Origin of the sequence: Nocardioides islandensis (assembly GCF_015352455.1) — a bacterium.
In the GTDB taxonomy this organism is placed as follows: domain Bacteria; phylum Actinomycetota; class Actinomycetes; order Propionibacteriales; family Nocardioidaceae; genus Nocardioides; species Nocardioides islandensis.
The window spans coordinates 62,318-86,216 of sequence record NZ_JADKPN010000007.1 but is presented as its reverse complement, the minus strand read 5'-3'; the positions used below and the strand labels follow the sequence as shown (position 1 = coordinate 86,216).

The following is a 23,899-nucleotide window of genomic DNA, read 5'->3' as shown; positions in this document are numbered from 1 at the left end:
GCAACTGTGGTGATACCGCCCGGGGGAGCGGTGACCGGCTACAGCCCCTCGTCGGTGTCGGTCGAGCAGGGCGGCGTGCTGAGCGTCGTCAACAACGACGAGATGACGCACACGGTCACCTCGGAGGCGGTCGGGACCCTGGGCGATCCACTCTTCTACCTCGTCGTCCCGTCGCATACGACTCGGACCCTCACCCTGCCGTCGACCCTCGGCGCCGGGGAGTACTCCTTCTACTGCAGCCTCCATCCCAGCATGCGCGGGACCCTGCTGGTGACCGGGGAGCCTGGTGCCGCCCCGAAGCCACCGAGGTTCGAGCAGGCGCTGCGCGTCCCTCCTGTCCTCAGCGGCAGCAATATCACCATCGACATTCGCAAGGCGTCGGTCAAGGTCATGCCGCATGGCCCGTGGACCCGGATGTGGACGTACGGCGGCACGTACCCCGGTCCCACGATCAAGCGGCCGACGGGGGCTGCCACCAGGGTCACGTTCGTCAACGACCTGCCCACGAGCGCGGGGGGCCTGACGGTGCACCAGCACGGCGGCCACCACTCCTCGGCGGACGACGGCCAGCCCTCGCGCTATCTCATCCGCGCCGGCGCGCGCAGGACCTACACCTATCCCCTCGTCGACGCCGGCCGGCCGGAGCGCGCGAGCTTCCGCTTCTACCACGACCACCGGATGGGCGTGACGGCGCGCAACAACTGGCGCGGTCTCCAGGGGATGTTCCTGGTGACCGACCCGCGCGAGGACCGACTTCGCCTGCCGCACGGCGCCTACGACGTACCCCTGCTGGTCGCGGATCGGAGCCTCACCACCCGAAACCAGCTCACCGATCCGTTCCCCGGCCCGGACATGCGCGACTGGATGACCGGCCCTCACGCGCCGCCGAACGACGCCACCGTCGGCACGAAGATCCTGGTGAATGGCCAGTTCGCACCGTACCTGCGGGTGAAGCCGGGCCGGTACCGACTACGCATCCTGAACGCCTCGCTGTCCTCTGCCTACGACTTCGCGCTCTCAGATGGTCGGCCGTTCGTCCAGGTCGGTACCGGCAGTGGGCTACTGCCGCACCCGGTCGTCCGCCAGGACATCCTGCTCGGCCCTGCCCAGCGGGCCGACGTCGTGGTGGACTTCCGGGGCCGGCGCGACCAGAACGTCATCCTCGACACGGTCCCGCGCAGCGACGGAGTGGCGGGCACCGGCACCCGGTCGGCCGCAGTCATGCAGTTCCGGGTCCGCGGTCATGCGCACCAGCGTTCGCACGTGCCCGACCGCCTGCGCCCCGCCCCCAGGCTCCCCGTCCCGGGCAAGGTCGCCATGACCTGGACATTCGACCTGACCGACCACGGCGACCACGGCTCGTTCTGGTCGATCAACGGCAAGAAGTTCGATCCGCAGCGGGTGGACCACCGGGTGACCCTGGGCTCCATCGAGCGGTGGCGGCTGCGCAACGCCAGCGATGTGACGCACTACATCCATCTCCACGAGGAGCAGTGGCTGACCGTCAGCCGCGACGGGAGGCGACCCCCACCATGGGAGCGCGGCCTCGAGGACACCTGGCGGCTCGACCCTGGCGAGTACGTCGACGTTGCCGCCCGGTTCACCGACTACCCCGGCGTGTTCATGCTGCATTGCCACATGTTGGACCACGAGGACCACGGGATGATGGCCCAGTTCGAGGTCGTCACGCCGACGCGTGCCTACCGCAGCGACTGATCGTTCTGTCCGCCGCACGAGGTCGACGATCACGTCGGCCTGCTCTCGCCGGCGTGACGGTCTGTGGGCACCTCGGCGGCGGCGTCGAGAGCGGCGGCGTTCGACCGCGGCCTGACGGGCTCGCCCGCGACGCCGCCGAAGGGGCGGCGGCCGGCTCGGCTGACAAGATGGAGCGGTGACCGATCGCCCCGTACCTCGCATCGTCGCGGTCGTGGTCACCTTCAACCGGCTGGCCCTGCTCCAGCGCCTGGTCGCCCGGCTCCGGGAGACCGAGAGCCTGGCCGAGATCCTGGTCGTCGACAACGCGTCGACGGACGGGACGGGGGAGTGGCTGGCGGCCCAGCCCGAGCCGGTCACGGCGGTGCGGCTGACGGAGAACCGCGGCGGCGCCGGTGGCTTCCACGTCGGCACCCGAGCGGCCTACGACGCGGGCGCCGACCTCGTCTGGCTGATGGACGACGACGGCGTGCCCGAGCCCGACTGCCTCAAGGTGCTGCTGAGCCACTGGGACACCGACGGGGGCTACGACTTCTGGGGGCCCGCCGTGCTGGCCGAGCAGGACCCGACCCGGCTGTGCTTCCCGATCCGGCTGCCCGGTCGCGCGACGGTGGTGCACCGGATGAGCGAGGTCGAGGCGGCCGCGCGCGACGGCGTGATCCCCGACGTGGTGATCCCCTTCAACGGCGTGCTGGTCACCCGCGAGCTCGTCGAGCGGATCGGCACGCCGCGTGAGGAGTTCTTCATCTGGGGCGACGACGTCGAGTACCTCTGGCGCGCCCGCAGGGCCGGCGCCCGCACCGGCACGGTGGTCGCCGCGCGTTTCCTGCACCCGGCCACCGACGACCTCGGCACGCCCATGGCGTTCGGCCGCACGACGTACAACCACAGCCCCAGCGACCTCAAGCACTACTGCATGGCCCGCAACAACCTGGTCAACCTCCGTGACTACCGCGGCTGGCCGGCCGCGCTGGCGTTCGTGGCGAAGACGGCGTGGTTCTACACGTTCACGCGTCCGAGCCCGGCCCGCCTCGTCATCAGCGCCACGGCCATGTACGCCGGCCTGCGCGGAGACTTCACCGGCCACCGGAGGTACCTCCGTGGGTGAGCCCGCGAGGGAGTCCGTCGCCGTCGTCGTCGTCACCCACAACCGCGCCGACCTGCTCGGACGGATGCTCGACGGGCTGGTCGCGCAGACCTGGCAGCCGGACGCCGTCATCGTGGTGGACAACGCCAGCGGCGACCACACCCAGCAGGTGCTCGACCGGCACGACCTGCCCCTCCAGGTGATCCGGAGCGAGGAGAACGTCGGCGGCGCGGGCGGGTTCCGGATCGGCATGGAGACGGCGTACGTCGCGGGCTGGGACCGCATCTGGCTGATGGACGACGACGTGGTGCCTGCGCCGGACTGCCTGGCGACCCTGATGGCCGTGGACGAGCCGTGCCTGATGTGCGTGCGCGAGGACCTCGACGGCAGGCTCGTCGAGAAGTCGGCGACCACCTTCGACCTGCGCAACCCGCTGGCGATCAAGCCCAAGACGGCCAGCGTCGAGACGACGTACGGCACCCGCGACGCGATGCCGCCCCTCGTGGAGATCCAGGTCGTCGCCTTCGAGGGGTTCCTGGTCCGTCACGAGGTCGTCGCCGCCGTGGGGCTCCCGGACCCGGAGTTCTTCATCTTCTACGACGACGCGGACTTCGCCCTGCGCGCCCGCAAGGCCGGGTACCGCATCTGGGCCGTGCGCGACGCCGTCCTGGTGCGCCAGCTCGCGTTCTCCCAGGAGCTCGCCCTGGAGAGCTGGAAGGGCTACTACATGTACCGCAACCTGTTCGTCGTGCACTTCCGGCACGGGCAGAACGCGCTGGTGCGGGCCAAGCCCTACGCGATCAGCGCGGCCGTCGTGGCTCTCAGCCCCTTGCGCGGCGGCCGGGCCGAGGCGGGCAACGTGATGCGGGCCGTGCGTGACGCTCGCCGCATGCGCGCGGAATCGGGTGGCGTACCCACCCGTCGCTAGACTCGGCAGGGTTATCTCGCCGTTATTCATCGTCAGGGGAATTCTTTGTCCGACCCATCGGCTGGCCCGAACCTGCCGGACCTGCTCGTCGTCGGCAGTGGCTTCTTCGGACTGACGATCGCCGAGCGCTGCGCCTCCGAGCTGGGGCTGAAGGTGCTCGTGCTGGACCGGCGCCACCACCTGGGCGGCAACGCGTACTCCGAGAAGGAGCCCACCACCGGCATCGAGGTGCACAAGTACGGCGCGCACCTGTTCCACACGTCCAACCAGAAGGTCTGGGACTACGTCACCCGGTTCACCACCTTCACGTCGTACCAGCACCGCGTCTTCGGCAAGTACCAGGGGCAGATCTACTCGCTGCCGATGAACCTCGGCCTGATCAACCAGTTCTTCGGCAAGGCGCACACCCCGGAGGAGGCTCGCGACCTCATCGCCGAGCAGGCGAGCGAGTTCGACACCGACGGGGCCGAGAACCTCGAGGAGAAGGCGATCAGCCTGATCGGCCGGCCGCTCTACGAGGCGTTCATCAAGGGCTACACCGCCAAGCAGTGGCAGACCGACCCGACCGAGCTGAGCCCGGACATCATCACCCGGCTCCCGGTCCGCTACACCTACGACAACCGCTACTTCAACGACACCTACGAGGGCCTGCCCACCGACGGCTACACCGCGTGGCTGACCCGGATGGCCGACCACCCCAACATCGAGGTGCGGCTGGAGACCGACTTCTTCGACGTGCGCGAGGAGTACGTCGGCAAGGTGCCGATCGTCTACACCGGCCCGGTCGACGAGTACTTCGACAATCGCGAGGGCCGCCTCTCGTGGCGCACCGTCGACCTCGAGGAGAGCGTCGTCGACGTCGACGACTTCCAGGGCACCTCGGTCGTCAACGCCAACGACGAGGACGTGCCCTACACCCGGATCCTCGAGTTCAAGCACTTCCACCCCGAGCGGGTGAAGACCCACCTGCCCGGCAAGACCGTGATCGTGCACGAGTACAGCCGCTTCGCCGAGGAGGGCGACGAGCCGTACTACCCGATCAACACCGCCGAGGACCGCGAGAAGCTGCTCAAGTACCGCGAGCTGGCCAAGCGCGAGCCGATGGTGCTGTTCGGCGGGCGCCTCGGCACCTACAAGTACCTCGACATGCACATGGCCATCGGGTCGGCGCTGTCGATGTACGAGAACAAGCTGAAGCCGCACTTCGCGGCCGGCGCGGAGCTGACCTCCGGAGGAGTCGACGAATGAGTACGACAACAGCGGAGACCATGGACCAGGACACGCCCAAGGTACGTCGCCTGCTGCAGCGCCAGATCCTCCCGATCGACCGCGACACCGACGTGTTCGCGCTGTACGTCGACCCGGAGGAGCCCAAGCTCGACGCGGACCGCTACGACATCGGCGGCAACCGTGCGGCCAAGGACCTCAACAACGCCGCCATCCGCCAGTCGACCTCGACCGGTCGCGCGGTGCACCCCGACCAGATCGAGTCGCGCACCGCGTTCCGGGTGCGCCAGGGCAGCAAGATCTCGTTCGGCACCTACTTCAACGGCTTCCCGGCGTCGTACTGGCGCCGCTGGTCGGTCGTCAGCGAGGTCCGGCTGACCGTCACGGTCGCCGGCAAGGGCGCCAGCGTCACGGTCTACAAGTCGATGGCCAACGGCCGTTCGCAGCGTGTCGACGCGGCCACGGTCGACGGTGACCGCGGCGTGTTCGAGTTCGACCTCACGCTGACGCCGTTCGTCGACGGCGGCTGGTACTGGTACGACGTCGTGGCCGGCGACGAGGACGCCCTCGTCGAGTCGGCGGAGTGGACGGCCGAGGTGCCCGCCGACCGGGCTCCCGACAAGCACGGCACCGTCGACATCGTCATCACGACCGTCAACAAGCCGGACTTCTGCGCCAAGCTGCTCACCCAGATCGGCGAGGACGAGACGCTGCGGCCCTACCTGGACACCGTGTTCGTGTCCGAGCAGGGCACCCAGAAGGTCGCCGACCACGAGCTGTTCGCCGGTGCGCAGAAGGCCCTCGGCGACCTGCTGGTCATCAACGAGCAGGGCAACCTCGGCGGCTCGGGCGGCTACGCCCGCGGGCAGCTCGAGTCCGTGCGCAAGGGCACCGCGACCTACGCGATGATGATGGACGACGACGTCGTCTGCGAGCCCGAGGGCATCGTCCGCGCGGTCACCTTCGGCGACCTGACCCGCCGCCCGACCATCGTCGGCGGCCACATGTTCTCCCTGTTCTCGCGGTCGCGCCTGCACAGCTTCGGCGAGATCGTGCAGCCGTGGCGGTTCTGGTGGCAGACGCCGCTCGACGGGTACTCCGACTGGGACCTCGCCGCCCGCAACATCCGGTCCGCCCGGTGGCTGCACAAGCGCGTCGACGTCGACTTCAACGGCTGGTTCATGTGCCTGATCCCGCGCGTGGTGCTCGAGCGGATCGGCCTGTCCCTGCCCATCTTCATCAAGTGGGACGACCTCGAGCTCGGCCTGCGCGCGAAGGAGGCGGGCTTCCCGACCGTGACCTTCCCGGGTGCGGCCGTGTGGCACGTGCCGTGGACCGACAAGAACGACGCGGTCGACTGGCAGGCCTACTTCCACCACCGCAACCGGCTGATCTCGGCGCTGCTCCACTCGCCGTACCCGCACGGTGGCCGGCTGGTCCGCGAGAGCCTCAACCACCAGATCAAGCACCTGGTCTCGTTGCAGTACTCCACGGTCGAGCTGCGCCACCGCGCGATCCAGGACGTCCTGGCCGGGCCCTACAAGCTGCACGAGACGCTGCCGACGGCGCTGGCCGAGGTCAACGCGTTCCGCAAGCAGTGGACCGACGCCCAGCTGCACGCCGACCCCGACGCGTTCCCGCCGATCCGGCGCACGAAGCCACCGCGCAAGGGCAAGGGTCCGGGCTCGGAGATCCCCGGCCGGCTCGCGCAGCTGGTCACGGCCGGTCTGGCGCCCATCCGTCAGCTGCGGCCCGTGCGCGAGCTCTCGAAGGAGTTCCCCGAGGCCGAGCTCACCGCGATGGACGCCAAGTGGTACCGCCTGGCGACGTACGACTCGGCGATCGTCTCCATGAACGACGGCACGTCGGCCGCGCTCTACCGCCGGGACCCGCAGCACTACCGCGAGCTGCTGAAGAAGACGCTCGCCATCCACTCCGAGCTGCGCCGCGAGTGGCCGCGGCTGGTCGAGGAGTACCGCGCCGCGCTCGGCGACATCACCTCGCCGGAGGCGTGGGAGAAGACACTCGCCCCGTGGATGGAGGGCACCGGTGACTGACCTGCTCGAACCCCAGCGCCCGCGGGACGCCGCCAGCCGCGCGGCCGCGCTGGCCGACGTACCCCTCGTCTCGCCCGCCCCCACCGGCGGCATTCGCGGCATCCTCCAGCACCGCTACCTGCTGAAGCTGCTGGTGAAGCGCGAGGTCACCGCGCGCTACACCGGGTCCTTCCTGGGCATGCTGTGGTCCTACATCACGCCGCTGACCCAGTTCCTGATGTACATCTTCATCTTCACGCTGCTGATGGGCCGCGGCGGCAACATCGAGCACTTCGCGATCCACGTCTTCGCCTCGATCATGGTCGTCGGGCTGTTCACCGAGACGGTCGCGGCCGGCACCCGGTCGATCGTGCGCAACTCGGCGCTGCTCCAGAAGAGCGCCATGCCGCGCGAGATGTTCCCGTTCGCGTCGCTGCTGGTGTCGATCTACCACCTGTGGCCGGAGTTCGTGATCCTCGGCATCGCGCTGTTCTTCACCGGGTGGGCGCCCGACCTCACCGCGCTGGTCGCGGGGGTCCTCGGCTACGGCATCATCATGGTCTTCGCGCTCGCCCTCGCGGTGGCGCTCAGCGTCAGCCAGGTCTTCCTCCGTGACACCGGCAACATCGTGGCGGTCGTCAACAACTTCATCCGCTTCGGCGTCCCGATGATGTACCCCTACTCCATCGTCGCCGAGCGGTTCCGCGGTCACACCGACCTCTACCTCGCCAACCCGATCGCCGACGCCGTGCTCCTGGTCCAGCGGTGCTTCTGGGTGCCGACCACCAGCGACCAGAAGGCGACGATCGCCGAGAGCATGCCCGACCACCTGTTCACGCGCGGGTTCGTCGCCCTGGCCGGGGCGTTCGTGCTGCTCGTCATCGCGCAGCGGATCTTCAACCGGTTCGAGAACAAGATGCCGGAGAGGCTGTGATGACCGACTCGATCGTCGTCGAGAACGTCTCGAAGCGTTTCACCAAGCAGTACCACCGCACCCTCAAGCAGGTCTCGGTGGCGATGATGCGCCGCCAGCAGGTGACCAACACCTTCCTGGCGCTCGACGACGTCTCGTTCCGGGTGCAGCAGGGTGAGGCGATCGGCCTGATGGGCCTCAACGGCTCGGGCAAGAGCACCCTGCTGAAGGTCGTCCAGGGCGTGATGGCCCCGGACGCCGGCTCGGTCAGGACCCGAGGCCGCATCGCCGGCCTGATCGCGACCGGCGCCGGCTTCCACCCGCAGCTCACCGGCCGCGAGAACATCTACCTCAACGCCGCGATCCTCGGCATGAGCGAGGCGGAGACCAACCGCAAGTTCGACGCGATCACCGCCTTCGCCGACATCGACGACTTCCTCGACTCCCCGGTCGGCTACTACTCCTCGGGCATGTACGCCCGCCTCGGCTTCGCCATCGCCATCCACGTCGACGCCGACATCTTCCTGGCCGACGAGGCTCTGTCCGTGGGCGACAAGCCCTTCAAGGTCAAGTGCATGAAGAAGCTCCAGGAGATCAAGGACAGCGGCGTCACGATCTTCTACGTCAGCCACGCCGCCGGCTCGGTCCGCAAGATCTGCGACCGCGTCCTGGTCCTCGAGAAGGGCGTCCTCGGCTTCGACGGCGAGGTCGAGGCCGGCATCAAGTACGTCAAGTACGACGACGAGTCCGAGGGCACCGACGAGGAGCTCGGCTCCGAGATCTGACCTGCTCGCGGGCTTGACCACCATGGCGCCGCATGGTGGTCGAGCCGGGCGAGCCCCTGGGCGAGCCCGTGTCGAGACCATCGGGTTCGGGTCACCGGGTCTCGACACCGCTCGCTGGCGCTCGCGGGCTCGACCACCATGGGCGCCGCATGGTGGTCGAGCCGGGCGAGCCCCTGGGCGAGCCCGTGTCGAGACCATCGCGTTCGGGTCACCGGGGTCTCGACACCGCTCGCTGGCGCTCGCGGGCTCGACCACCATGGGCGCTGGCGCTCGCGGGCTCGACCGCCACGGGCGCTGGCGCTCGCGGGCTCGACCGGCATGGGCGCCGCATGGTGGTCGAGCCGGGCGAGCCCCTGGGCGAGCCCGTGTCGAGACCATCGCGTTCGGGTCACCGGGTCTCGACACCGCTCGCTGGCGCTCGCGGGCTCGACCAGCATGGGCGCTGGCGCTCGCGGGCTCGACCGGCATGGGCGCCGCATGGTGGTCGAGCCGGGCGAGCCCCTGGGCGAGCCCGTGTCGAGACCCGGTGAGGGTTCTAGGGCCTCGGCTTCTTGCCTCGCCTCCGGGCGAGCCCGGGGAGGTCGTCGTACCGCTGCTCGATGAGGGCGATGCGTTTGGGGCGGCCCCAGTTCTGGATCTGCTTCTCGCGGCCGAACGCCAGGGCGATGTGCTCGTGCTCCTCGTGCCACACCAGCCGGACCGGGAGCCGGCGAGCGGTGTACGCCGCACCGAGGCCCTGCTGGTGTTCCCAGAGCCGCGCCTCGAGGGACTTGACGGTGCTCCCGACGTAGAAGGAGCCGTCGGCGCACTCGAGCATGTACACGAAAGCCATGGGGTCAGGGTCGACGGATCCGACCCGCTGCGGTGGTCCGTGGGCCAGGCCTGTGGAAACGAGCGTGGATCGGTTGCGGGGTCTCGACACCGCTCGCTGGCGCTGCGGCTGGCCGGCGTGCGGTCCGCCGCCGAGATCGGCCGCGATCTCGTGGTCGCGCGGCCACATTCCTGAGATAAATCGCAGGTCGACCGGCGTGTCGACTGGAAATTACAGGTTTGTAGTTACTCAGAAACTCTTCCGGCACTCCTGTGACCCGTGTGAAAGTTGCTACTCGTGTGACTCTTCCCCTCGCACTTGGAGCAGCCCCTCATGCCTTCCGGCCCCACCCCCTTTCGCGCCCGATTCGTGACCGCGTGCCAGCAGCTGCTGGCCCTCGCGGTCGTGTGCGCGGCCCTCACCCCGGCCGTGAGCGTGGTGAGCCTGGACGTGGTGAGCGAGCCGTCGGGCCCCGAGGCGGGCGCCCTGATGTCGGCGTACGGCGAGGAGGCGCTGAGGACCAGCAAGGTGCCGACCGGCCCGGTGAGCGCCAAGCTCCGTGAGGTGCCGCTGACGCAGGCCACGACCGGGACGTACGGCAGGCTCGGCCCGGCCCACGGCCGCATCCTCACCACGCCGCAAGCCCGTGTCGCCGCGGCCCGGGGCGGCGGTGCCCGCCTGACCAGCCTGCCGCAGAAGGTCACGGGGTACGGCGCGGTCGGCGTCACCTGGGCCCACGGCGAGAACATCCCCGACACCGCGCTGTCGTTCGAGGTGCGCACCCTGACGAACGGCGCCTGGTCGGGCTGGACGGACCTCGCCTACCACGACGACCACGGGCCCGACCCGGGCACCGCCGAGGCCCGGCACGCGCGGCCGGGCACCGACCCGCTGCTCGTCGGCCGGGTCGACGACGTCCAGGTCCGGGCGAGCGCGAAGGGCGCGCTGCCGACCGACATGAAGCTGTCGGTGGTCGCGCCCGGCAAGCCGAAGCACACCGCCGAGGAGCGGGCCGCCATCGACACCAGCACGATGGACGGCAACGACGGCTCCCACTCGGCGTACGACGCTGCCGCCCTGCAGGCCGCGGAGGGGGAGGCCTCCCAGGGCCGGCTCGGGCTCGCGGCCGCGACGTACACGCCGCAGCCGGTCATCTACTCGCGCGCGCAGTGGGGCGCGAACGAGAACATCCGCGAGAAGTCGTCGCTGCACTACAGCGAGGTGCACGCCGGCTTCGTGCACCACACGGTCAACGCCAACGACTACACGCCCGACGAGGTGCCCGGGATCCTGCGCAGCATCTACGCGTACCACACGCAGTCCCGGGGCTGGTCCGACATCGGCTACAACTTCCTGGTCGACAAGTTCGGCCGCATCTGGGAGGGCCGGTACGGCGGCGTCGACCGCCCCGTCGTCGGCGCGCACACGCTGAACTACAACGAGAACTCCTTCGCCATGTCGGCGATCGGCAACTACGAGACGGCCAAGCCGAGTGCCGCGCTGCTCCAGGCCTACGGCGTGCTGTTCGCCTGGAAGCTGAGCCTGCACGGCGTCGACGCGGCTTCGCCGCAACAGTGGGTCGGCAGCCGCTACTTCGAGGCGATCAACGGCCACCGTGACGCCGCGTCGACGGCCTGCCCGGGCAAGTACCTCTACGCCCAGATCCCGCTGATCCGTCAGTACGCCGCCGCGGCGCAGCAGGGCTGGGCCGGGCGCGAGCTCGAGTCCAGCCTCGTGGGCTCGCCGTACCCCGACCTGCTGCTCCGCAAGGAGTCCGACAAGCAGGTGTACGTCCTGCCCACCAACGGCATGACGCGCTTCGGCGCGCCGGTGTCGCTGGGCGGCGGCTGGACGCCGTACGACCTCACCGCCCTGGTTCCCGACGTCACCGGAGACGGGAAGGCGGACCTGCTGGCCCGCTCCGCCGCCGACGGCGTCACCGAGGTGCGGCCCGGCGACGGCAACGGCGGCTTCGGCGCGCCGGTGAGCACCTTCGCCACCCTCGCCGGACACGACCTCATCACGGTCGCCGGCGACCTGAACGGCGACGAGCACGCGGACCTCGTCGCCCGTGACCCCGCCACTGGCCGGCTCGACGCCTACCTGGGCGACGGCCAGGCGGGGTTCTCGGTCAAGGAGCTGGGCGACAGCTGGGGCAAGTACGACATGATCGACGGCCCCGGCGACGTCAACGGGGACGGTCGGCCGGACATCGTGGCTCGCGGCACCGAAGGCGCGTTCTACCTGGTGCCGGGCATCTCCGGCGTCGGGTTCAGCGACCCGGTCCGGATCCGGGGCAGCTGGAAGGGCTTCGACACCATCACCGGCCACGGTGACTTCAACGGCGACGGGATGGTCGACCTGCTGGTGCGGTACGCCGGGTCCAGCGACGTCTACGTGAAGCCGAACCGCGGCAACGGCCGGTTCGGCCACGCGCTCGGCCCGGTGCCCGGGTTCGGCGGCGTGACCGGGCTGAACGCCGGAGCCTCGGCGTACGGCGGCACCGCCCCCGACATCATCGGGCGCAGCGGCGACTCGCTGGTGCTGTTCCGCAACGCGGGGACCTACGAGACCGGGACGCCGATCGCCTCCGGCCTGTTCCTGAAGCGGGCGGGCGACATCCTCAGCGCGGGCGACTGGGACCGCGACGGCGCCGCCGACATGATCGTCCGCAACAAGCGCTCCGACCGGCTGCTGCTCTACCGCGGCGACGGCCAGGGCCACTTCGCGGCGGCGACCCGGCTCGCCGTCGGGTTCCGCGACGTGAAGCTGCTGGCCGCGGTCGGCGACATGACCGGCGACGGCTGGCCCGACCTGATGGGGCAGCCGAACCGCGGCGCGATGATGATCTACCCCGGCGCAGGGGTGAACGGGTTGCTGCCCGCGTACGCCGCGTACCGCGGCATCAGCGCCGGCGTCCAGGTGCCCGTGGGCCGCTGGGACACCGACGGCGCTCCCGACAGCCTGTTCCGCACCGGCTCCAAGCTGGCGCTGTACCCGGGCAACGGCCCCGGCGGCTTCGTCGGCTCGACCGCGCTGAGGCTCAACGTGAAGCAGTACGACTGGATGGTGGGCGTCGGCGACATGGGGGTCAACGGCCATCCCGGCGTGGTGGTGCGGGAGAAGAAGACCGGCAACCTCTGGCTGCTGCCCGGCACGACGACCGGCTTCGGCAAGCGAGTGTTCCTCGGGCAGGGGTTCAAGGGGTACGACCTGGCGGGCTAGTCGTCGAGGCCCAGGAACCGGTGCGTGCACCGTTCGGCGGACGCCAGCTCCTCGAGGCGGTGCACGTCGAGCGGGCCGTCGGGAGCCGAGACGAGGACGACGGAGCCGTTCCGCGCGAACGGCTCGACGAAGGAGGCGAGACCGGAAGGGGAAGCCGGGTTCGCCACTGCGAGGAGCCGGCCGCCGTCGGAGAGAGAGGGTCCGACGGCGGCCCGGCTCCACAGCTCGTCCTGGCTGAGCCCGTCGGTGGCGACGTCCACTCCCGTCGGTGGGTCCCACGGCGCGAACGCGTCCGGCTGCGACCACACCTCCACGCCCACGTCGTGCACGCCCGCCGGCAGCGGGTCGGCGAAGCGCACGCCCAGGGGCAGCAGCGCACACGCGAGCACCGGCATCCGGTCGGCGTACGGCGCCCATCGCTCGAGCCCGGCCGGTCCGGTGACCACGGCGTCGGGCCCCTGGCCCGGGTCGTCGTCGAGCGCGATGCTCATGCCCAGGGTCCAGGCCGCGCCGAGGAACACCGGACCCAGCCAGTGCGTGGGCAGGTCGAGCCGGATCCGCTGGCCGCGCTCGAGCTCGTGCTCGTCGGCGAGCAGCGAGGCCGCCTTGGCGACCCAGTTGGCGTACGTCGTCACCGAGAGCTCGACGCGCTCCCCGGACGTGAGGTCGTAGAAAGTGACCAGGGGTCGGCCCGGGTCGTCCCCGATGCGCCGGGCCAGCACGTCCGCGAAGGTGGTCACGGCCGCAGGGTAGAGGCCTCCGGAACACGGACACTCCCCGGCTAGCATCGGCAGTCGGTCTGGAAGGGAGAACGCGGGGATGCGGACCTCGGCGGGGCGGGTGGCGGCGATCTGCGTCGTGCTGCTCGGACTCACCGCGTGCGGCGACCAGGGGAGCAGCCGCACGGCCACCGATCCCCCCTCGACCGGCTCCCCGAGCACGGCCTCCTCGTCGACGCCCGCCGCGGCTCGCGAGGGCTGCCCGTACCTCACCCAGGACGAGGTCAGCGAGGCCGTCGGCGCGCAGACGATCGAGACGGCCGGCACCGTCCACGCCTGCTTCTTCGACCCGGTCGCGAACGGCGGCCCGAGCGTGATGCTCAGCCGCGTGGACGTGCAGATCGACCCCACCGACTACGCCATCCAGACCCGCGCGCTCTGCAAGGGCGACGTCACCGACGTGGACGCCGGCGACCAGGCCTTTGCGTGCGTGATGGCCCTGGGCCCGCAGGGCCAGCTGTACGAGGGGCGGGTCCTCATCACCGTCAACGTCAACGGCGCCGCGGACGACGCGGCCGGGATCGAGGCCGCGGCCGACCTGATCCGCGAGGTGACGATCCCGCCCGCGGCCTGACCGCGCGACCTCAGTGCTGGGCGGCGCCTTCCGCCACGGCGGCACACCAGCGTCCGGCGCGGTCGGTCAGCTCCTCCTGCTCACCGCCGGGCGTCGTCAGCGAGCACGCCAGCCAGGCGTCGCCGAACAGCCCGCGGTAGCTGACCGCGATGCCCGTGCCGTTGTCACTGTCGAGGCGGCAGGACAGGGCCACCGAGGGGTCGCCGTACGCCGGGGCGTCGGCGAGCTCGGTGCACCCGGCCCTCTGCCGGGCGAGCCGGGCCAGGGCCGTCGCGCGCGGCCGGGTGACGGGTGGCACGAAGACCCAGGCCTCGGCGCGACTGCCGCCCGCGGCCCACGTGCAGCCGAACTCGTGGACGACGTCGGTCACGTCGTCGGTGACGTGCGCCCGCTGGCCGCTGCGCCGCGCGGACACCTCGGTCGGCTCGGACCCGAGCGCCGAGGTGATGGTCGCGGGATCGACCAGGTCGCAGAAGGGCGCCCGTCCCACGACCAGGGCGCTGGTGTCGACGTCCGCCAGTGGCGTGCCGTCGTCGCTCGCCACGGTGGTCGGTGCGGAGGCCGGGGTGGAGGACGCGTCGCCCGAGCAGCCGGCCAGCACCAGGACGAGCACCAGGACCAGCCCCAGGGCCGGCGTCAGGAGGGCCGCCGGGACGGCGAGCCGTCGTACCGGCGACATGCCCGTCAGCCTAGGGGGCCCCAACACTCCGCCCGCGTTTCTGGATGGCTGGGTCACCTCGTCTAACCTCGATCCGGTGATTCGCTTCGAAAAGGTCTCCAAGACCTATCCCGGACAGGGACACGCCGCCCTCGAGAACGTCAGCATCGACGTCGAGAAGGGCGAGTTCGTGTTCCTGGTGGGCGCGTCCGGCTCGGGCAAGTCCACGGCTCTCCGGTTGGTGCTGCGCGAGGCGCGGCCGACCGCGGGGCGGGTCTACGTGGCGGGCAAGGAGATCAACCGGCTCGCGGGCTGGAAGGTGCCGCGGCTGCGCCGGCAGATCGGCACGGTGTTCCAGGACTTCCGCCTGCTGCCCAACAAGACCGTCAACGAGAACGTCGCGTTCGCCCTCCAGGTGATCGGCAAGTCGCGCTCCGAGGTGACCCGCGTGGTGCCCGAGACGCTCGAGCTGGTCGGCCTCGAGGGCAAGGGCGACCGGATGCCCGACGAGCTGTCGGGTGGCGAGCAGCAGCGCGTCGCCATCGCCCGGGCGTTCGTGAACCGGCCCATGATCCTCATCGCCGACGAGCCCACCGGCAACCTGGACCCGGCCACCTCCGTGGGCATCATGAAGCTGCTCGACCGCATCAACCGGACGGGGACCACCGTGGTGATGGCGACCCACGACCACGGCGTGGTGGACCAGATGCGCAAGCGGGTCGTGGAGCTGAGCGCCGGGCAGGTCGTCCGTGACCAGGCCCAGGGCGGCTACGGCTTCTCCCACTGACCCGACACCGCCGCGACCACCGGACCCCGGAAAAGAGACCTCCCCTGTGCGTTACACCTTCACCGAGCTCGGCCAAGGCCTGCGTCGCAACCTGTCGATGCACCTGGCGGTCGTGCTCACGCTCTTCGTCTCGCTGACCCTCGTCGGCCTCGGCGCCCTGCTCAAGATGCAGGCCACCAAGGCGGCCGACTACTGGGGCAGCGAGCTCCAGATCACCGTCTGGCTCTGCAAGGACCGCGACGCGAACGCCTCCTGTCTCGGCGAGGTCACCGAGGCCCAGAAGGCCGCGATCTCCAAGGTCATCGAGGACAACCCGGAGGTCGCGGGCTACCACTTCGAGACCAAGGACGAGGCGTTCGAGAAGCTCAAGGAGACCTACGTCGGCAAGTTCGACGGGCCGAACTCGATCATCACCGCCGACGACATGCCGCAGTCGGTGTGGATCGAGCTCAAGGACCCCGAGAAGTTCGAGGGCATCAAGAGTGCCGTGAGCGGGCTGGACGGCGTCTCCGACATCCGCGACGAGCGCGACACCCTCGGCCCCATCTACTCCGCGATCAACCGGCTGCAATGGGGATCCCTGGGTACGTCGCTGTTCCTGGTGTTCGCCGCGATCCTGCTCGTCGCCAACACGATCCGGCTGACGGCGTTCGCGCGACGGCGTGAGATCGGGATCATGCGGCTGGTCGGGGCCTCGACGGTGTACATCGCCCTGCCCTTCCTCCTGGAGGCGCTGGTGACTGCGGCGGTCGGCGTGCTGCTGGCGATCGGCGCGCTGGTGGCGTTCGAGAACTACGTCGTCCAGGGCCAGCTGGCGTCGCAGTTCGTGTTCATCCCCTGGGTGGACTGGTCGCAGGTGCAGGTCGCGGTGCTGCTGGTCGCGGTCCTCGGTCCGGCGCTCACGCTGGTGCCGACGGTGGTGCTGACCGGCAAGTACCTGAAGGTCTGACCCGCCTGCCTGACCCGCCTGCCTGACCCGCCTCTCGGCTCCGCGTGTCGGCGCGATCGGCACGTGCGCGTCCCTTAGCGTCGACGGTGTTCACTTCCCCGAACACCCAAAGGCGTACAGGTGCGTTCCTTCCCCCGCATCGGTTGCCGACGCACGGCCACGGCTGCAGTCGCCCTGGCCCTGGCGGTCGGAGCCCTCACCCTCCCCTCCGTGCCGACCGCGAACGCCGGTGAGCTGCGCGACAAGCAGCAGAAGGTGCACCGCAAGGTCGAGCGGGCCAACCACGACCTCGACGAGTCGAGCGCCCGGCTGCGCCAGGCCACGCAGGCCCTGTCGCACGCCCGCGAGCAGCTCACCGAGGCGCGCGCCGAGCTGGGCGACGTACGGGCGCGGCTGGAGGTCGCGCGACAGCGCGACGAGGAGATGAAGGCGGCCCTGGCCGCGGCCGAGGCCCGCCTCGCGCAGGCCCAGGACGACGTCGCCCAGGGGAAGAGCGCGCTCCAGGACCAGCACGAGGCGGTCGTCGACGCGATCACCTCGATCTACGAGCAGGGCGACCCCGGGCTGATGGCGATCGGCAGCCTGATGGACGCCCAGTCGCCGGCCGACCTGACCCGCCAGCACGAGGCGAACAGCTCGATCATGGACAAGCAGTCCAACGCCTACGACGACCTCCAGGCCGCCGAGGTGCTGCTCAAGGTGCACGAGAACGAGGTGCAGGAGGCGACCGCCGACGTCGCCGCGAAGCGGCAGGAGGCCGCCGACCACCTCGTCGAGATGCAGCAGCTGACCCAGGAGGCGCTGGACGCCAAGGACAAGGTCAAGGGACTGGTCGGCGACCGCAAGGACGCCGAGGCGATGGCCTTCGAGGCCAAGCAGAAGGACAAGAAGGCCCTGGCCAAGCTGAAGCGGCAGGAAGCCAAGATCCAGCGGCTGATCCAGGAGGCGATCCGCAAGGCCCGCGAGCGCGCCCGCCGCAAGGCCGCCCGTGAGGCCCGCAAGGCGGCGGCCCACGGAGGCGGACCGGTCGACACCAACGGGTTGCTCATGCACCCGGTCAGCGGGCCGATCACCTCGCCGTACGGCTATCGCATCCACCCCATCTACCACTACTGGGGCCTGCACGACGGCGACGACTTCGGCGCCCCCTGCGGCGCACCGCTGGTGGCGGTGCGCAACGGCAAGGTGCTCACCGAGTACTACTCCTCGGTCTGGGGCAACCGCCTCTACATCAACCTCGGCATGGTGAACGGCAAGTTCATCACCGTCATCTACAACCACCTCTCCCGGTACGCCGTCGGCAGCGGCCAGGTCGTCCGCCGCGGCGAGACGGTCGGGTACGTCGGCACCACCGGCTGGTCCACCGGCTGCCACCTCCACTTCACCGTCATGGAGAACGGCCACCCCGTCGACCCGATGAAGTATTTTTGAGAGCCGCTCTCCGCTGGTCGAGGAAGGCGCGCTAGCGCCTGTCACGAGACCCGGCGAGACGGCCGCGATCCCGTCACGGGGTCTCGTGACGGTTGCTAGCGCAACCTCCTCGACCAGCGGTTTTCGCCCCTGAGAGGATGGCGCAATGCCGAAGGAGCAGGGGCGCAAACTGGTCGCGTCGAACCGGCGCGCCCGCCACGACTACCACCTCGAGGACACCTACGAGGCCGGGCTGGTGCTCGTCGGCACCGAGGTGAAGTCGCTGCGCGAAGGTCGGGCGTCCCTGGTCGACGGGTTCGTCGACATCGAGGAGCACGAGGCGTGGCTCCACGGCGTGCACATCCCGGAGTACACCAACGGCACCTGGACCAACCACTCCGCCCGCCGCAAGCGCAAGCTCCTGCTCAACCGCGTCGAGATCGACAAGATCGAGCGCAAGGTGAGCGAGAAGGGCTTCACGATCGTGCCGACGGCGCTGTACTTCAAGGACGGCCGGGCCAAGGTCGAGATCGCCCTGGCCAAGGGCAAGAAGACCTGGGACAAGCGGCAGTCGCTGGCCGCGCGCCAGGCCGACCGCGAGAAGGAGCAGGCGCTGGGTCGCCGGCTCAAGGGCATGGATTGACCTCTCGCGAGGAGCCCGTCGACGCCACCCGGGCCTTCTGGCGGGACCTCGGGCTGCCCGGCCTGTTCGACGTGCACGTGCACTTCCACCCGCCCGACTTCCAGCGCCTGATCTGGGACCACTTCGACCACGCCGGCCCCAAGATCGGGCGCGCCTGGCCGATCCGCTACCGCGTCCCGGTGCCGGACCGGGTGGCGCTGCTGCGGGAGCTGGGCGTACGCCGCTTCTCGGCGCTGCCGTACGCGCACAAGCCCGGCGTCGCGACGTACCTCAACGACTGGGCCCGCACCTTCGCCCAGGAAGTGCCCGAGGTGCTGTGGTCGGGGACGTTCTTCCCGGAGCCGGAGGCGGCGGCGTACGTCGGCGCGCTGGTGGACGCGGGCATCGAGGTGTTCAAGGTGCACGTGCAGGTCGGCGCCTTCGACCTCGACGACCCGCTGCTCGACGGGGTGTGGTCGCGCCTGGAGGCGAGCGGTACGCCGGTCGTGCTGCACGCCGGCTCGGGACCGGTGTCCAACGCGTACACGGGACCAGGGCCGATGGCGGCGATCCTCGCGCGGTGGCCGCGGCTGTGCCTCGTGGTCGCGCACCTGGGGGCGCCGGAGTACGTGGAGTTCCTGGCGCTCGCGGAGCGGTACGAGCGCGTCCACCTCGACACCACGATGGCGTTCACGACCTTCTTCGAGGACCTGGCGCCGTACCCTCCCTCGCTCCTGCCCCGCCTGCGCGACCTCCGGGACAAGGTGCTGCTGGGCAGCGACTTCCCGACGATCCCGTACCCCTACCTCCACCAGCTGGAGTCGCTCGCGGCCCTCGACCTCGGGGAATCGTGGCTCCGAGCGGTGTGTTGGGACAACGGTGCCCGTCTTTTCGGTTCGTCGCCCGAATCAGCGGTCGTGGCGACCGCCGACTAGACTGGGGGCTTCACAACTCAAGAGGGGCTGATCGGTTTCGACTTGGGACGTTAGTTCCAGGAGAAGCGGGTCGAGGAGCCAGCGTCATCTCGTAAACGATCGCTGGAAAACAACAACTGCCAACGCTAAGCGCAGTCACTTCGCTCTCGCCGCCTGAGCGGTGAACGAAGGGTCAGACCGGGCATCCGTCTCCGTCCCGGACCCTGGCCTCATCTAGGGGACTTGCTGGTCACTTCCTGTCAGGAGGAGTGACCGGGACTTTTTCCTGACTGGGCCTGTCGGCGACGTGTCTGTGCGAGCGCCGGGGCCGAGAAAACGCCTTCACCGACTGCACCCGGAGAAGACCTGGTTCGACGCTCGAGGACGCGGGTTCGATTCCCGCCAGCTCCACCGACGATCACCTCGTGACGATCGACACGGAAGATCCCCCGCACCTGGTGCCGGGGATCTTCCGCGTTGGGGCACGATGTCGAGGACCGGCCGGCGGCTCCGTCCCTCCTACGTACGGCGCCACGCGGGCGCCGACGGAGACAGGAGGCCGCAGATGCCGAAGTACCTGCTGGGCACGACGTTCGAGCCGGGCGCCGACCCCACGCCGATGGAGGAGTGGACCGAGGACGAGGTCAGCGCGCACCTCAACTACTACGAGGTGCTCGGCCGGCAGCTGCGGGAGAGCGGCGAGCTGGTCGACTCCACGATCCTCACCGGGCCCGACCGCGCCAAGATCGTCCGCTCGGGCCCCGGTGGCGAGCCGGTGGTGACCGACGGGCCCTTCCAGGAGTTCAAGGAGTGGCTCGCCGGCTACCTGATCGTCGAGGTCCCCGACGAGGCCCGCGCGCTCGAGATCGCGGCGCTGGTCTCCGCCGTACCGGGCCGCGGCGGCGTCCCCACGGGCCAGCCGACCCACGTCCGCCAGGTGATGGAGGACGGGCCGTCGGGGGTCGCGGACATGCTCGACTACCTCGACTCCGCCCGGGGCACGTGAGCGGCGAGCCCGGGCTGGAGGACCTGCTGCGCGGGCTCGCGCCGCAGGTCCTCGGCGTGCTCGGCCGGAGGTACGCCGACTTCGACGGCGCCGAGGACGCCGTCCAGGAGGCGCTGATCGCGGCGTACCGGCACTGGCCCGAGGACGGGCTCCCCGGCAACCCGCGAGCCTGGTTGCTGCAGACCGCGACCCGCAGGCTGATCGACGCCTACCGCAGCGAGGCCAGCCGCCGCGCCCGCGAGGAGAAGGTCGCCGACCAGGAGCCCGACGAGCCTGGTGACACCGAAATCATCGGCCGCGACGACAGCCTGGCGCTGCTGTTCCTCGCCTGCCACCCGTCGCTGACCCCGGCCAGCGCGATCGCGCTCACCCTGCGCGCGGTCGGCGGCCTCACCACGGCGGAGATCGCCGCGGCGTTCCTGGTGCCCGAGCCGACGATGGCCCAGCGCATCTCCCGCGCCAAGGCCACCATCAAGAAGGCGGGTGCGCGCTTCGAGAGCCCCTCGCCGGACGAGGTGGCCGAACGGCTGCCGAGCGTGCTGCGGGTGCTGTACCTCCTCTTCAACGAGGGGTACGCCGGCGCCGCGCGCGACGACGCCCAGCGCGGCGAGCTCTCGCGCGAGGCGATCCGGCTGGCCCGCATGGTGCGCGCAGCGGCTCCGGCCGACGCCGAGACGGCCGGCCTGCTGGCCCTGATGCTGCTGATCGAGGCGCGCCGCCCGGCCCGCCTCGACCCGGCCGGCCGGTTCGTGTCGCTCGCCGACCACGACCGCACCCGCTGGGACCGGGCGATGGTGCGCGAGGGCACCGACCTCCTGGACGGGACGGTCGGGCACGGCGAGGTCGGCGACTTCCAGATCCAGGCCGCGATCGCGGCGGTCCACGACCGGGCCGCCACGGCCGACGAGACCGACTGGCCCCAGATCACGGCGCTCTACCACCTGCTCGAGCAGGTCACCGGCAACCCCATCGTCACGTTGAACCGCGCGGTCGCCACCGCGATGGCGCAGGGCCCGGAGGCCGGCCTCGCGCTGGTCGCGGAGGTCGAGCCGCGGCTGGCCGGCCACCCGCGCCTGTACGCCGTCCGTGGCCACCTCCGCGAGCTCGCGGGCGACCGCGACGCGGCGTACGCCGACCTGCGCGCCGCCGCCGACCGCACCACCGACCGTCGCGAGCGCGACCACCTCGTCCGCGAGGCAGCCCGGCTGCGCGGAGCGGCGGAGCCTGCTGGCTAGCGTGACGCCCATGGCGTGCCTGTTCTGCGCGATCGTCGCGGGGGAGACCGATGCGGCACGGGTGCTCGAGGACGACGACTTCGTCGGCTTCCTCGACATCCGCCCGGTCTTCAAGGGGCACGTCCTGCTCGTGCCGCGCCAGCACGTCGTCACGCTGCCGGACCTGCCCGCCGGGCTGCGCGACGGCTTCCTCGCCCAGGCGCAGCGGCTGGCGACGGCGATGGTCGAGGGCCTCGGAGCGCAGGGCTCGTTCGTGGCGACGAACAACACGGTCAGCCAGTCCGTGCCGCACCTGCACCTCCATGTCGTGCCGCGTACCAAGGGCGACGGGCTGCGCGGGTTCTTCTGGCCGCGCACGAAGTACGCCGACGACGCGGAGATGACGTCCTACGCCGACCGCGTGCGCGCGGCCCTCGCATGAGGAAGCGCGCCGGGCTCCTCCAGATCTGCCTCGCCGGTGTCCTCTGGGGCACCGGGGGGCTGGCCGTCACGGTGATCCGCGACCCCTCGATGGGTGGGGCGGACCTCTCGGCGACCACGATCAGCGCCTACCGCACGTCGATCGCCGCCCTGGTCCTGCTCGCGGCCTGCGTGCTGAGCAGCCAGCTCCGCGGCGTGCTGCGGCTGCTGCGCGAACGCCCCGGGCCGACCGTGTTCGTCGGGCTGGCCACCGCGTCGTACCAGGCCCTCTACTTCGCCTCGGTCGTCTGGGTCGGCGTCACCGTCTCGACCGTCGTCAGCCTCGGCGTCGCGCCCCTGGCGCTCACGATCCGCGACGCGGTCCGGCACCACCGGCGGCCCGACCTGGTCGAGGTGCTCACCGTGCTCGCGGCCCTGGGCGGGCTGGTGCTGGTCAGCGGGTCGGCCGGGCTCGGCGAGACGGGGCCGCACCCCGTGCCCGGCGTGCTGGCCGCGATCGCGTCCGGCTCGGCGTACGCCGTCGCCACGGCCGTCGGCGAGCCCCTCGCGCGCTCGACGGCACCACTGGTGCTGACCACGACGGCCACCGTCGTCGGCGCCTGCGGGCTGGTGCCGGTGGCGCTGGTCGCCGGCGGTCCGTACGGCACCACCGACCCGGTCGCACTGCTGACCCTCCTGTACCTCGGCGCGCTCACGTTCGCCCTGGCCTACGCCCTCCTCTACTCCGGCCTGCGCACGACCACCAGCAGCGCGGCGGTCGTCGCCACGCTGTGCGAGCCGGTGACCGCGGCCGTCGCCGCCGCCGCCTTCCTGGGCGAGCGGCTCGCGGCGTTCGGCGTGCTCGGGATCGTGCTGGTCGTCGCGGCCATCGCCGGCACGGCGCGGGAGAAGCACCCCACCGGCGCGGGACCGGTGGCCGACCCCGATCCCGGCCGTCCTACAGTGACGGGCTGAGGCGGGGGCCGAGCTGCGACACAGGAGGACGTCACATGGGCCGATTCGACGGGCGGGTCGCCGTCGTCACCGGAGCCGCCCGCGGGATCGGGCTGGCCACGGCGCGACGGTTCGCCGAGGAGGGCGCGAAGGTCGCCGTCCTGGACCTCGACGAGGGCCAGGCGACGGAGGCCGCCGCCGGCCTGGGGGAGGGTCACCTCGGCCTCGCCTGCAACGTGGGCGACTCGGCCTCGGTCGAGACCGCCGTGACCGGGGTCGTCGGGGAACTGGGCGGGCTGCACATCCTGGTCAACAACGCCGGCGTCACCCGCGACAACCTGCTGTTCAAGATGTCCGAGGACGACTGGGACACCGTGATGAACGTGCACCTGCGGGGCGCGTTCCTGATGTCCCGGGCCGCGCAGAAGGTCTTCACCGGCCAGAAGTTCGGCAAGATCGTCAACCTGTCCAGCGTCAGCGCGCTGGGTAACCGCGGCCAGGCCAACTACGCCGCCGCCAAGATGGGCATCCAGGGCTTCACCCGGACGCTCGCCATCGAGTTGGGCCCGTTCGGCGTGAACGTCAACGCCATCGCCCCCGGCTTCATCGCCACCGACATGACCGACGCCACGGCCGCCCGGGTCGGGATGAGCGTCGAGGACTTCCGCGCCGCCGCCGCCGATCGGAACCCGGTCAAGCGCGTCGGCTTCCCGGAGGACATCGCCGCGGTGGCCGCGTTCCTGTGCAGCGACGAGGCGTCGTACGTCACCGGCCAGGTGCTGTACGTCGACGGCGGCGCCACGCTCGTCTGAACGTGAGCCCGTGGTCCGTGACCGACGCGCCGACACCCCGCTCCTGCGCGGATCGCCCCTGAAAGACAACCACAA

Annotated in this window: 22 protein-coding genes and 1 other RNA gene; 20 read left to right on the top strand and 3 right to left on the bottom strand. The window is 70.8% G+C overall.

Going from position 1 to position 23,899, the window contains the following annotated elements; genetic code table 11:
* The first annotated feature begins 30 nt into the window (after positions 1-30).
* The 7 genes from ISU07_RS12905 (at position 31) to ISU07_RS12875 (ending at position 8,689) form a co-directional block, all read left to right on the top strand.
* Entirely contained in the window at positions 31-1,716 is a 1,686-nt protein-coding gene (locus ISU07_RS12905) for a multicopper oxidase domain-containing protein (protein ID WP_194707212.1), read from the top strand.
* Positions 1,717-1,891: 175 nt separating this feature from the next.
* Positions 1,892-2,821 carry a glycosyltransferase family 2 protein gene (locus tag ISU07_RS12900; RefSeq protein ID WP_194707211.1) on the top strand — a complete coding sequence of 310 codons (930 nt, stop codon included), beginning with the start codon at positions 1,892-1,894 and terminating at the stop codon, positions 2,819-2,821.
* Positions 2,814-3,728, top strand: a complete 915-nt coding sequence (locus ISU07_RS12895; RefSeq protein WP_194707210.1) for a glycosyltransferase family 2 protein — start codon at positions 2,814-2,816, stop codon at positions 3,726-3,728. The genes ISU07_RS12900 and ISU07_RS12895 overlap by 8 nt, the downstream gene beginning before the upstream one ends.
* A gap of 45 nt (positions 3,729-3,773) precedes the next feature.
* Entirely contained in the window at positions 3,774-4,976 is a 1,203-nt protein-coding gene (gene glf / locus ISU07_RS12890; RefSeq protein ID WP_228521823.1) for a UDP-galactopyranose mutase, read from the top strand.
* A complete protein-coding gene (locus ISU07_RS12885) occupies positions 4,973-7,012 on the top strand; it encodes a glycosyltransferase (protein ID WP_194707209.1) in 2,040 nt (679 codons plus the stop codon). The genes glf and ISU07_RS12885 overlap by 4 nt, the downstream gene beginning before the upstream one ends.
* Positions 7,005-7,925 (top strand): ABC transporter permease, encoded by a 921-nt coding sequence (locus tag ISU07_RS12880; protein ID WP_194707208.1) that lies wholly within the window; start codon positions 7,005-7,007, stop codon positions 7,923-7,925. The genes ISU07_RS12885 and ISU07_RS12880 overlap by 8 nt, the downstream gene beginning before the upstream one ends.
* The gene (locus ISU07_RS12875) at positions 7,925-8,689 is read left to right on the top strand and encodes an ABC transporter ATP-binding protein (protein WP_194707207.1); all 765 of its coding nucleotides are present in this window, start codon (positions 7,925-7,927) and stop codon (positions 8,687-8,689) included. The genes ISU07_RS12880 and ISU07_RS12875 overlap by 1 nt, the downstream gene beginning before the upstream one ends.
* Before the next feature lie 535 nt (positions 8,690-9,224).
* Here the strand turns inward: ISU07_RS12875 and ISU07_RS12870 are convergent.
* Positions 9,225-9,521, bottom strand: a complete 297-nt coding sequence (locus ISU07_RS12870) for a GIY-YIG nuclease family protein (protein ID WP_194707206.1) — start codon at positions 9,519-9,521, stop codon at positions 9,225-9,227.
* Positions 9,522-9,833: 312 nt separating this feature from the next.
* Here ISU07_RS12870 and ISU07_RS12865 point away from each other — a divergent pair, with 312 nt between their 5' ends.
* Complete coding sequence (locus tag ISU07_RS12865) at positions 9,834-12,725, top strand: FG-GAP-like repeat-containing protein (protein WP_194707205.1); 2,892 nt, start codon at positions 9,834-9,836, stop codon at positions 12,723-12,725.
* Here ISU07_RS12865 and ISU07_RS12860 read toward each other — a convergent pair.
* Positions 12,722-13,465, bottom strand: coding sequence for a TIGR03089 family protein (locus ISU07_RS12860; protein WP_194707204.1), 744 nt, complete (start codon positions 13,463-13,465; stop codon positions 12,722-12,724). The genes ISU07_RS12865 and ISU07_RS12860 overlap by 4 nt on opposite strands.
* Positions 13,466-13,544: 79 nt before the next feature.
* Between ISU07_RS12860 and ISU07_RS12855 the strand changes: the two genes are divergently transcribed.
* Entirely contained in the window at positions 13,545-14,078 is a 534-nt protein-coding gene (locus ISU07_RS12855) for a hypothetical protein (RefSeq protein WP_194707203.1), read from the top strand.
* A gap of 10 nt (positions 14,079-14,088) precedes the next feature.
* Here ISU07_RS12855 and ISU07_RS12850 read toward each other — a convergent pair whose 3' ends face one another.
* The gene (locus ISU07_RS12850) at positions 14,089-14,757 is read right to left on the bottom strand and encodes a hypothetical protein (protein ID WP_194707202.1); all 669 of its coding nucleotides are present in this window, start codon (positions 14,755-14,757) and stop codon (positions 14,089-14,091) included.
* Positions 14,758-14,833: 76 nt separating this feature from the next.
* On the opposite strand from ISU07_RS12850, the gene ftsE reads away from it, so the two are divergent.
* The 11 genes from ftsE to fabG all read left to right on the top strand — a co-directional run bounded on the left by ftsE (position 14,834) and on the right by fabG (position 23,824).
* Positions 14,834-15,523 carry a cell division ATP-binding protein FtsE gene (gene ftsE / locus ISU07_RS12845; protein ID WP_194707201.1) on the top strand — a complete coding sequence of 230 codons (690 nt, stop codon included), beginning with the start codon at positions 14,834-14,836 and terminating at the stop codon, positions 15,521-15,523.
* A gap of 46 nt (positions 15,524-15,569) precedes the next feature.
* Positions 15,570-16,472, top strand: coding sequence for a permease-like cell division protein FtsX (gene ftsX, locus ISU07_RS12840; protein WP_323742583.1), 903 nt, complete (start codon positions 15,570-15,572; stop codon positions 16,470-16,472).
* 210 nt (positions 16,473-16,682) lie between these two features.
* On the top strand, positions 16,683-17,903 hold the full coding sequence (locus ISU07_RS24820; RefSeq protein WP_194707200.1) for a peptidoglycan DD-metalloendopeptidase family protein: 1,221 nt from the start codon (positions 16,683-16,685) through the stop codon (positions 17,901-17,903).
* A gap of 145 nt (positions 17,904-18,048) precedes the next feature.
* Positions 18,049-18,525, top strand: a complete 477-nt coding sequence (smpB, locus tag ISU07_RS12830; protein WP_194707199.1) for an SsrA-binding protein SmpB — start codon at positions 18,049-18,051, stop codon at positions 18,523-18,525.
* Positions 18,522-19,439, top strand: a complete 918-nt coding sequence (locus tag ISU07_RS12825) for an amidohydrolase family protein (RefSeq protein ID WP_194707198.1) — start codon at positions 18,522-18,524, stop codon at positions 19,437-19,439. The genes smpB and ISU07_RS12825 overlap by 4 nt, the downstream gene beginning before the upstream one ends.
* A gap of 23 nt (positions 19,440-19,462) precedes the next feature.
* Positions 19,463-19,832, top strand: a transfer-messenger RNA (tmRNA) gene (gene ssrA, locus ISU07_RS12820).
* Between the two features lie 151 nt (positions 19,833-19,983).
* On the top strand, positions 19,984-20,424 hold the full coding sequence (locus tag ISU07_RS12815; protein WP_194707197.1) for a YciI family protein: 441 nt from the start codon (positions 19,984-19,986) through the stop codon (positions 20,422-20,424).
* Complete coding sequence (locus tag ISU07_RS12810) at positions 20,421-21,659, top strand: RNA polymerase sigma factor (RefSeq protein WP_194707196.1); 1,239 nt, start codon at positions 20,421-20,423, stop codon at positions 21,657-21,659. Before ISU07_RS12815 ends, ISU07_RS12810 begins: the two co-directional genes overlap by 4 nt.
* Positions 21,660-21,669: 10 nt before the next feature.
* Entirely contained in the window at positions 21,670-22,080 is a 411-nt protein-coding gene (locus ISU07_RS12805) for an HIT family protein (RefSeq protein ID WP_194707195.1), read from the top strand.
* Positions 22,077-23,033 carry a DMT family transporter gene (locus ISU07_RS12800; protein WP_194707194.1) on the top strand — a complete coding sequence of 319 codons (957 nt, stop codon included), beginning with the start codon at positions 22,077-22,079 and terminating at the stop codon, positions 23,031-23,033. The genes ISU07_RS12805 and ISU07_RS12800 overlap by 4 nt, the downstream gene beginning before the upstream one ends.
* Before the next feature lie 35 nt (positions 23,034-23,068).
* Positions 23,069-23,824 carry a 3-oxoacyl-ACP reductase FabG gene (gene fabG, locus ISU07_RS12795; RefSeq protein WP_194707193.1) on the top strand — a complete coding sequence of 252 codons (756 nt, stop codon included), beginning with the start codon at positions 23,069-23,071 and terminating at the stop codon, positions 23,822-23,824.
* The last annotated feature ends 75 nt before the right edge of the window (positions 23,825-23,899 follow it).

What these genes read in the sequence shown, in the direction of transcription:
- ISU07_RS12885 (WP_194707209.1), top strand. Translation starts at nt 4,973, where the DNA reads ATGAGTACGACAACAGCGGAGACCATGGACCAGGACACGCCCAAGGTA.
- ISU07_RS12875 (WP_194707207.1), top strand. Translation starts at nt 7,925, where the DNA reads ATGACCGACTCGATCGTCGTCGAGAACGTCTCGAAGCGTTTCACCAAG.
- ISU07_RS12870 (WP_194707206.1), bottom strand. Translation starts at nt 9,521, where the DNA reads ATGGCTTTCGTGTACATGCTCGAGTGCGCCGACGGCTCCTTCTACGTC.
- ISU07_RS12865 (WP_194707205.1), top strand. Translation starts at nt 9,834, where the DNA reads ATGCCTTCCGGCCCCACCCCCTTTCGCGCCCGATTCGTGACCGCGTGC.
- ISU07_RS12855 (WP_194707203.1), top strand. Translation starts at nt 13,545, where the DNA reads ATGCGGACCTCGGCGGGGCGGGTGGCGGCGATCTGCGTCGTGCTGCTC.
- ISU07_RS12850 (WP_194707202.1), bottom strand. Translation starts at nt 14,757, where the DNA reads ATGTCGCCGGTACGACGGCTCGCCGTCCCGGCGGCCCTCCTGACGCCG.
- smpB (WP_194707199.1), top strand. Translation starts at nt 18,049, where the DNA reads ATGCCGAAGGAGCAGGGGCGCAAACTGGTCGCGTCGAACCGGCGCGCC.
- ISU07_RS12815 (WP_194707197.1), top strand. Translation starts at nt 19,984, where the DNA reads ATGCCGAAGTACCTGCTGGGCACGACGTTCGAGCCGGGCGCCGACCCC.
- ISU07_RS12805 (WP_194707195.1), top strand. Translation starts at nt 21,670, where the DNA reads ATGGCGTGCCTGTTCTGCGCGATCGTCGCGGGGGAGACCGATGCGGCA.
- ISU07_RS12800 (WP_194707194.1), top strand. Translation starts at nt 22,077, where the DNA reads ATGAGGAAGCGCGCCGGGCTCCTCCAGATCTGCCTCGCCGGTGTCCTC.
- fabG (WP_194707193.1), top strand. Translation starts at nt 23,069, where the DNA reads ATGGGCCGATTCGACGGGCGGGTCGCCGTCGTCACCGGAGCCGCCCGC.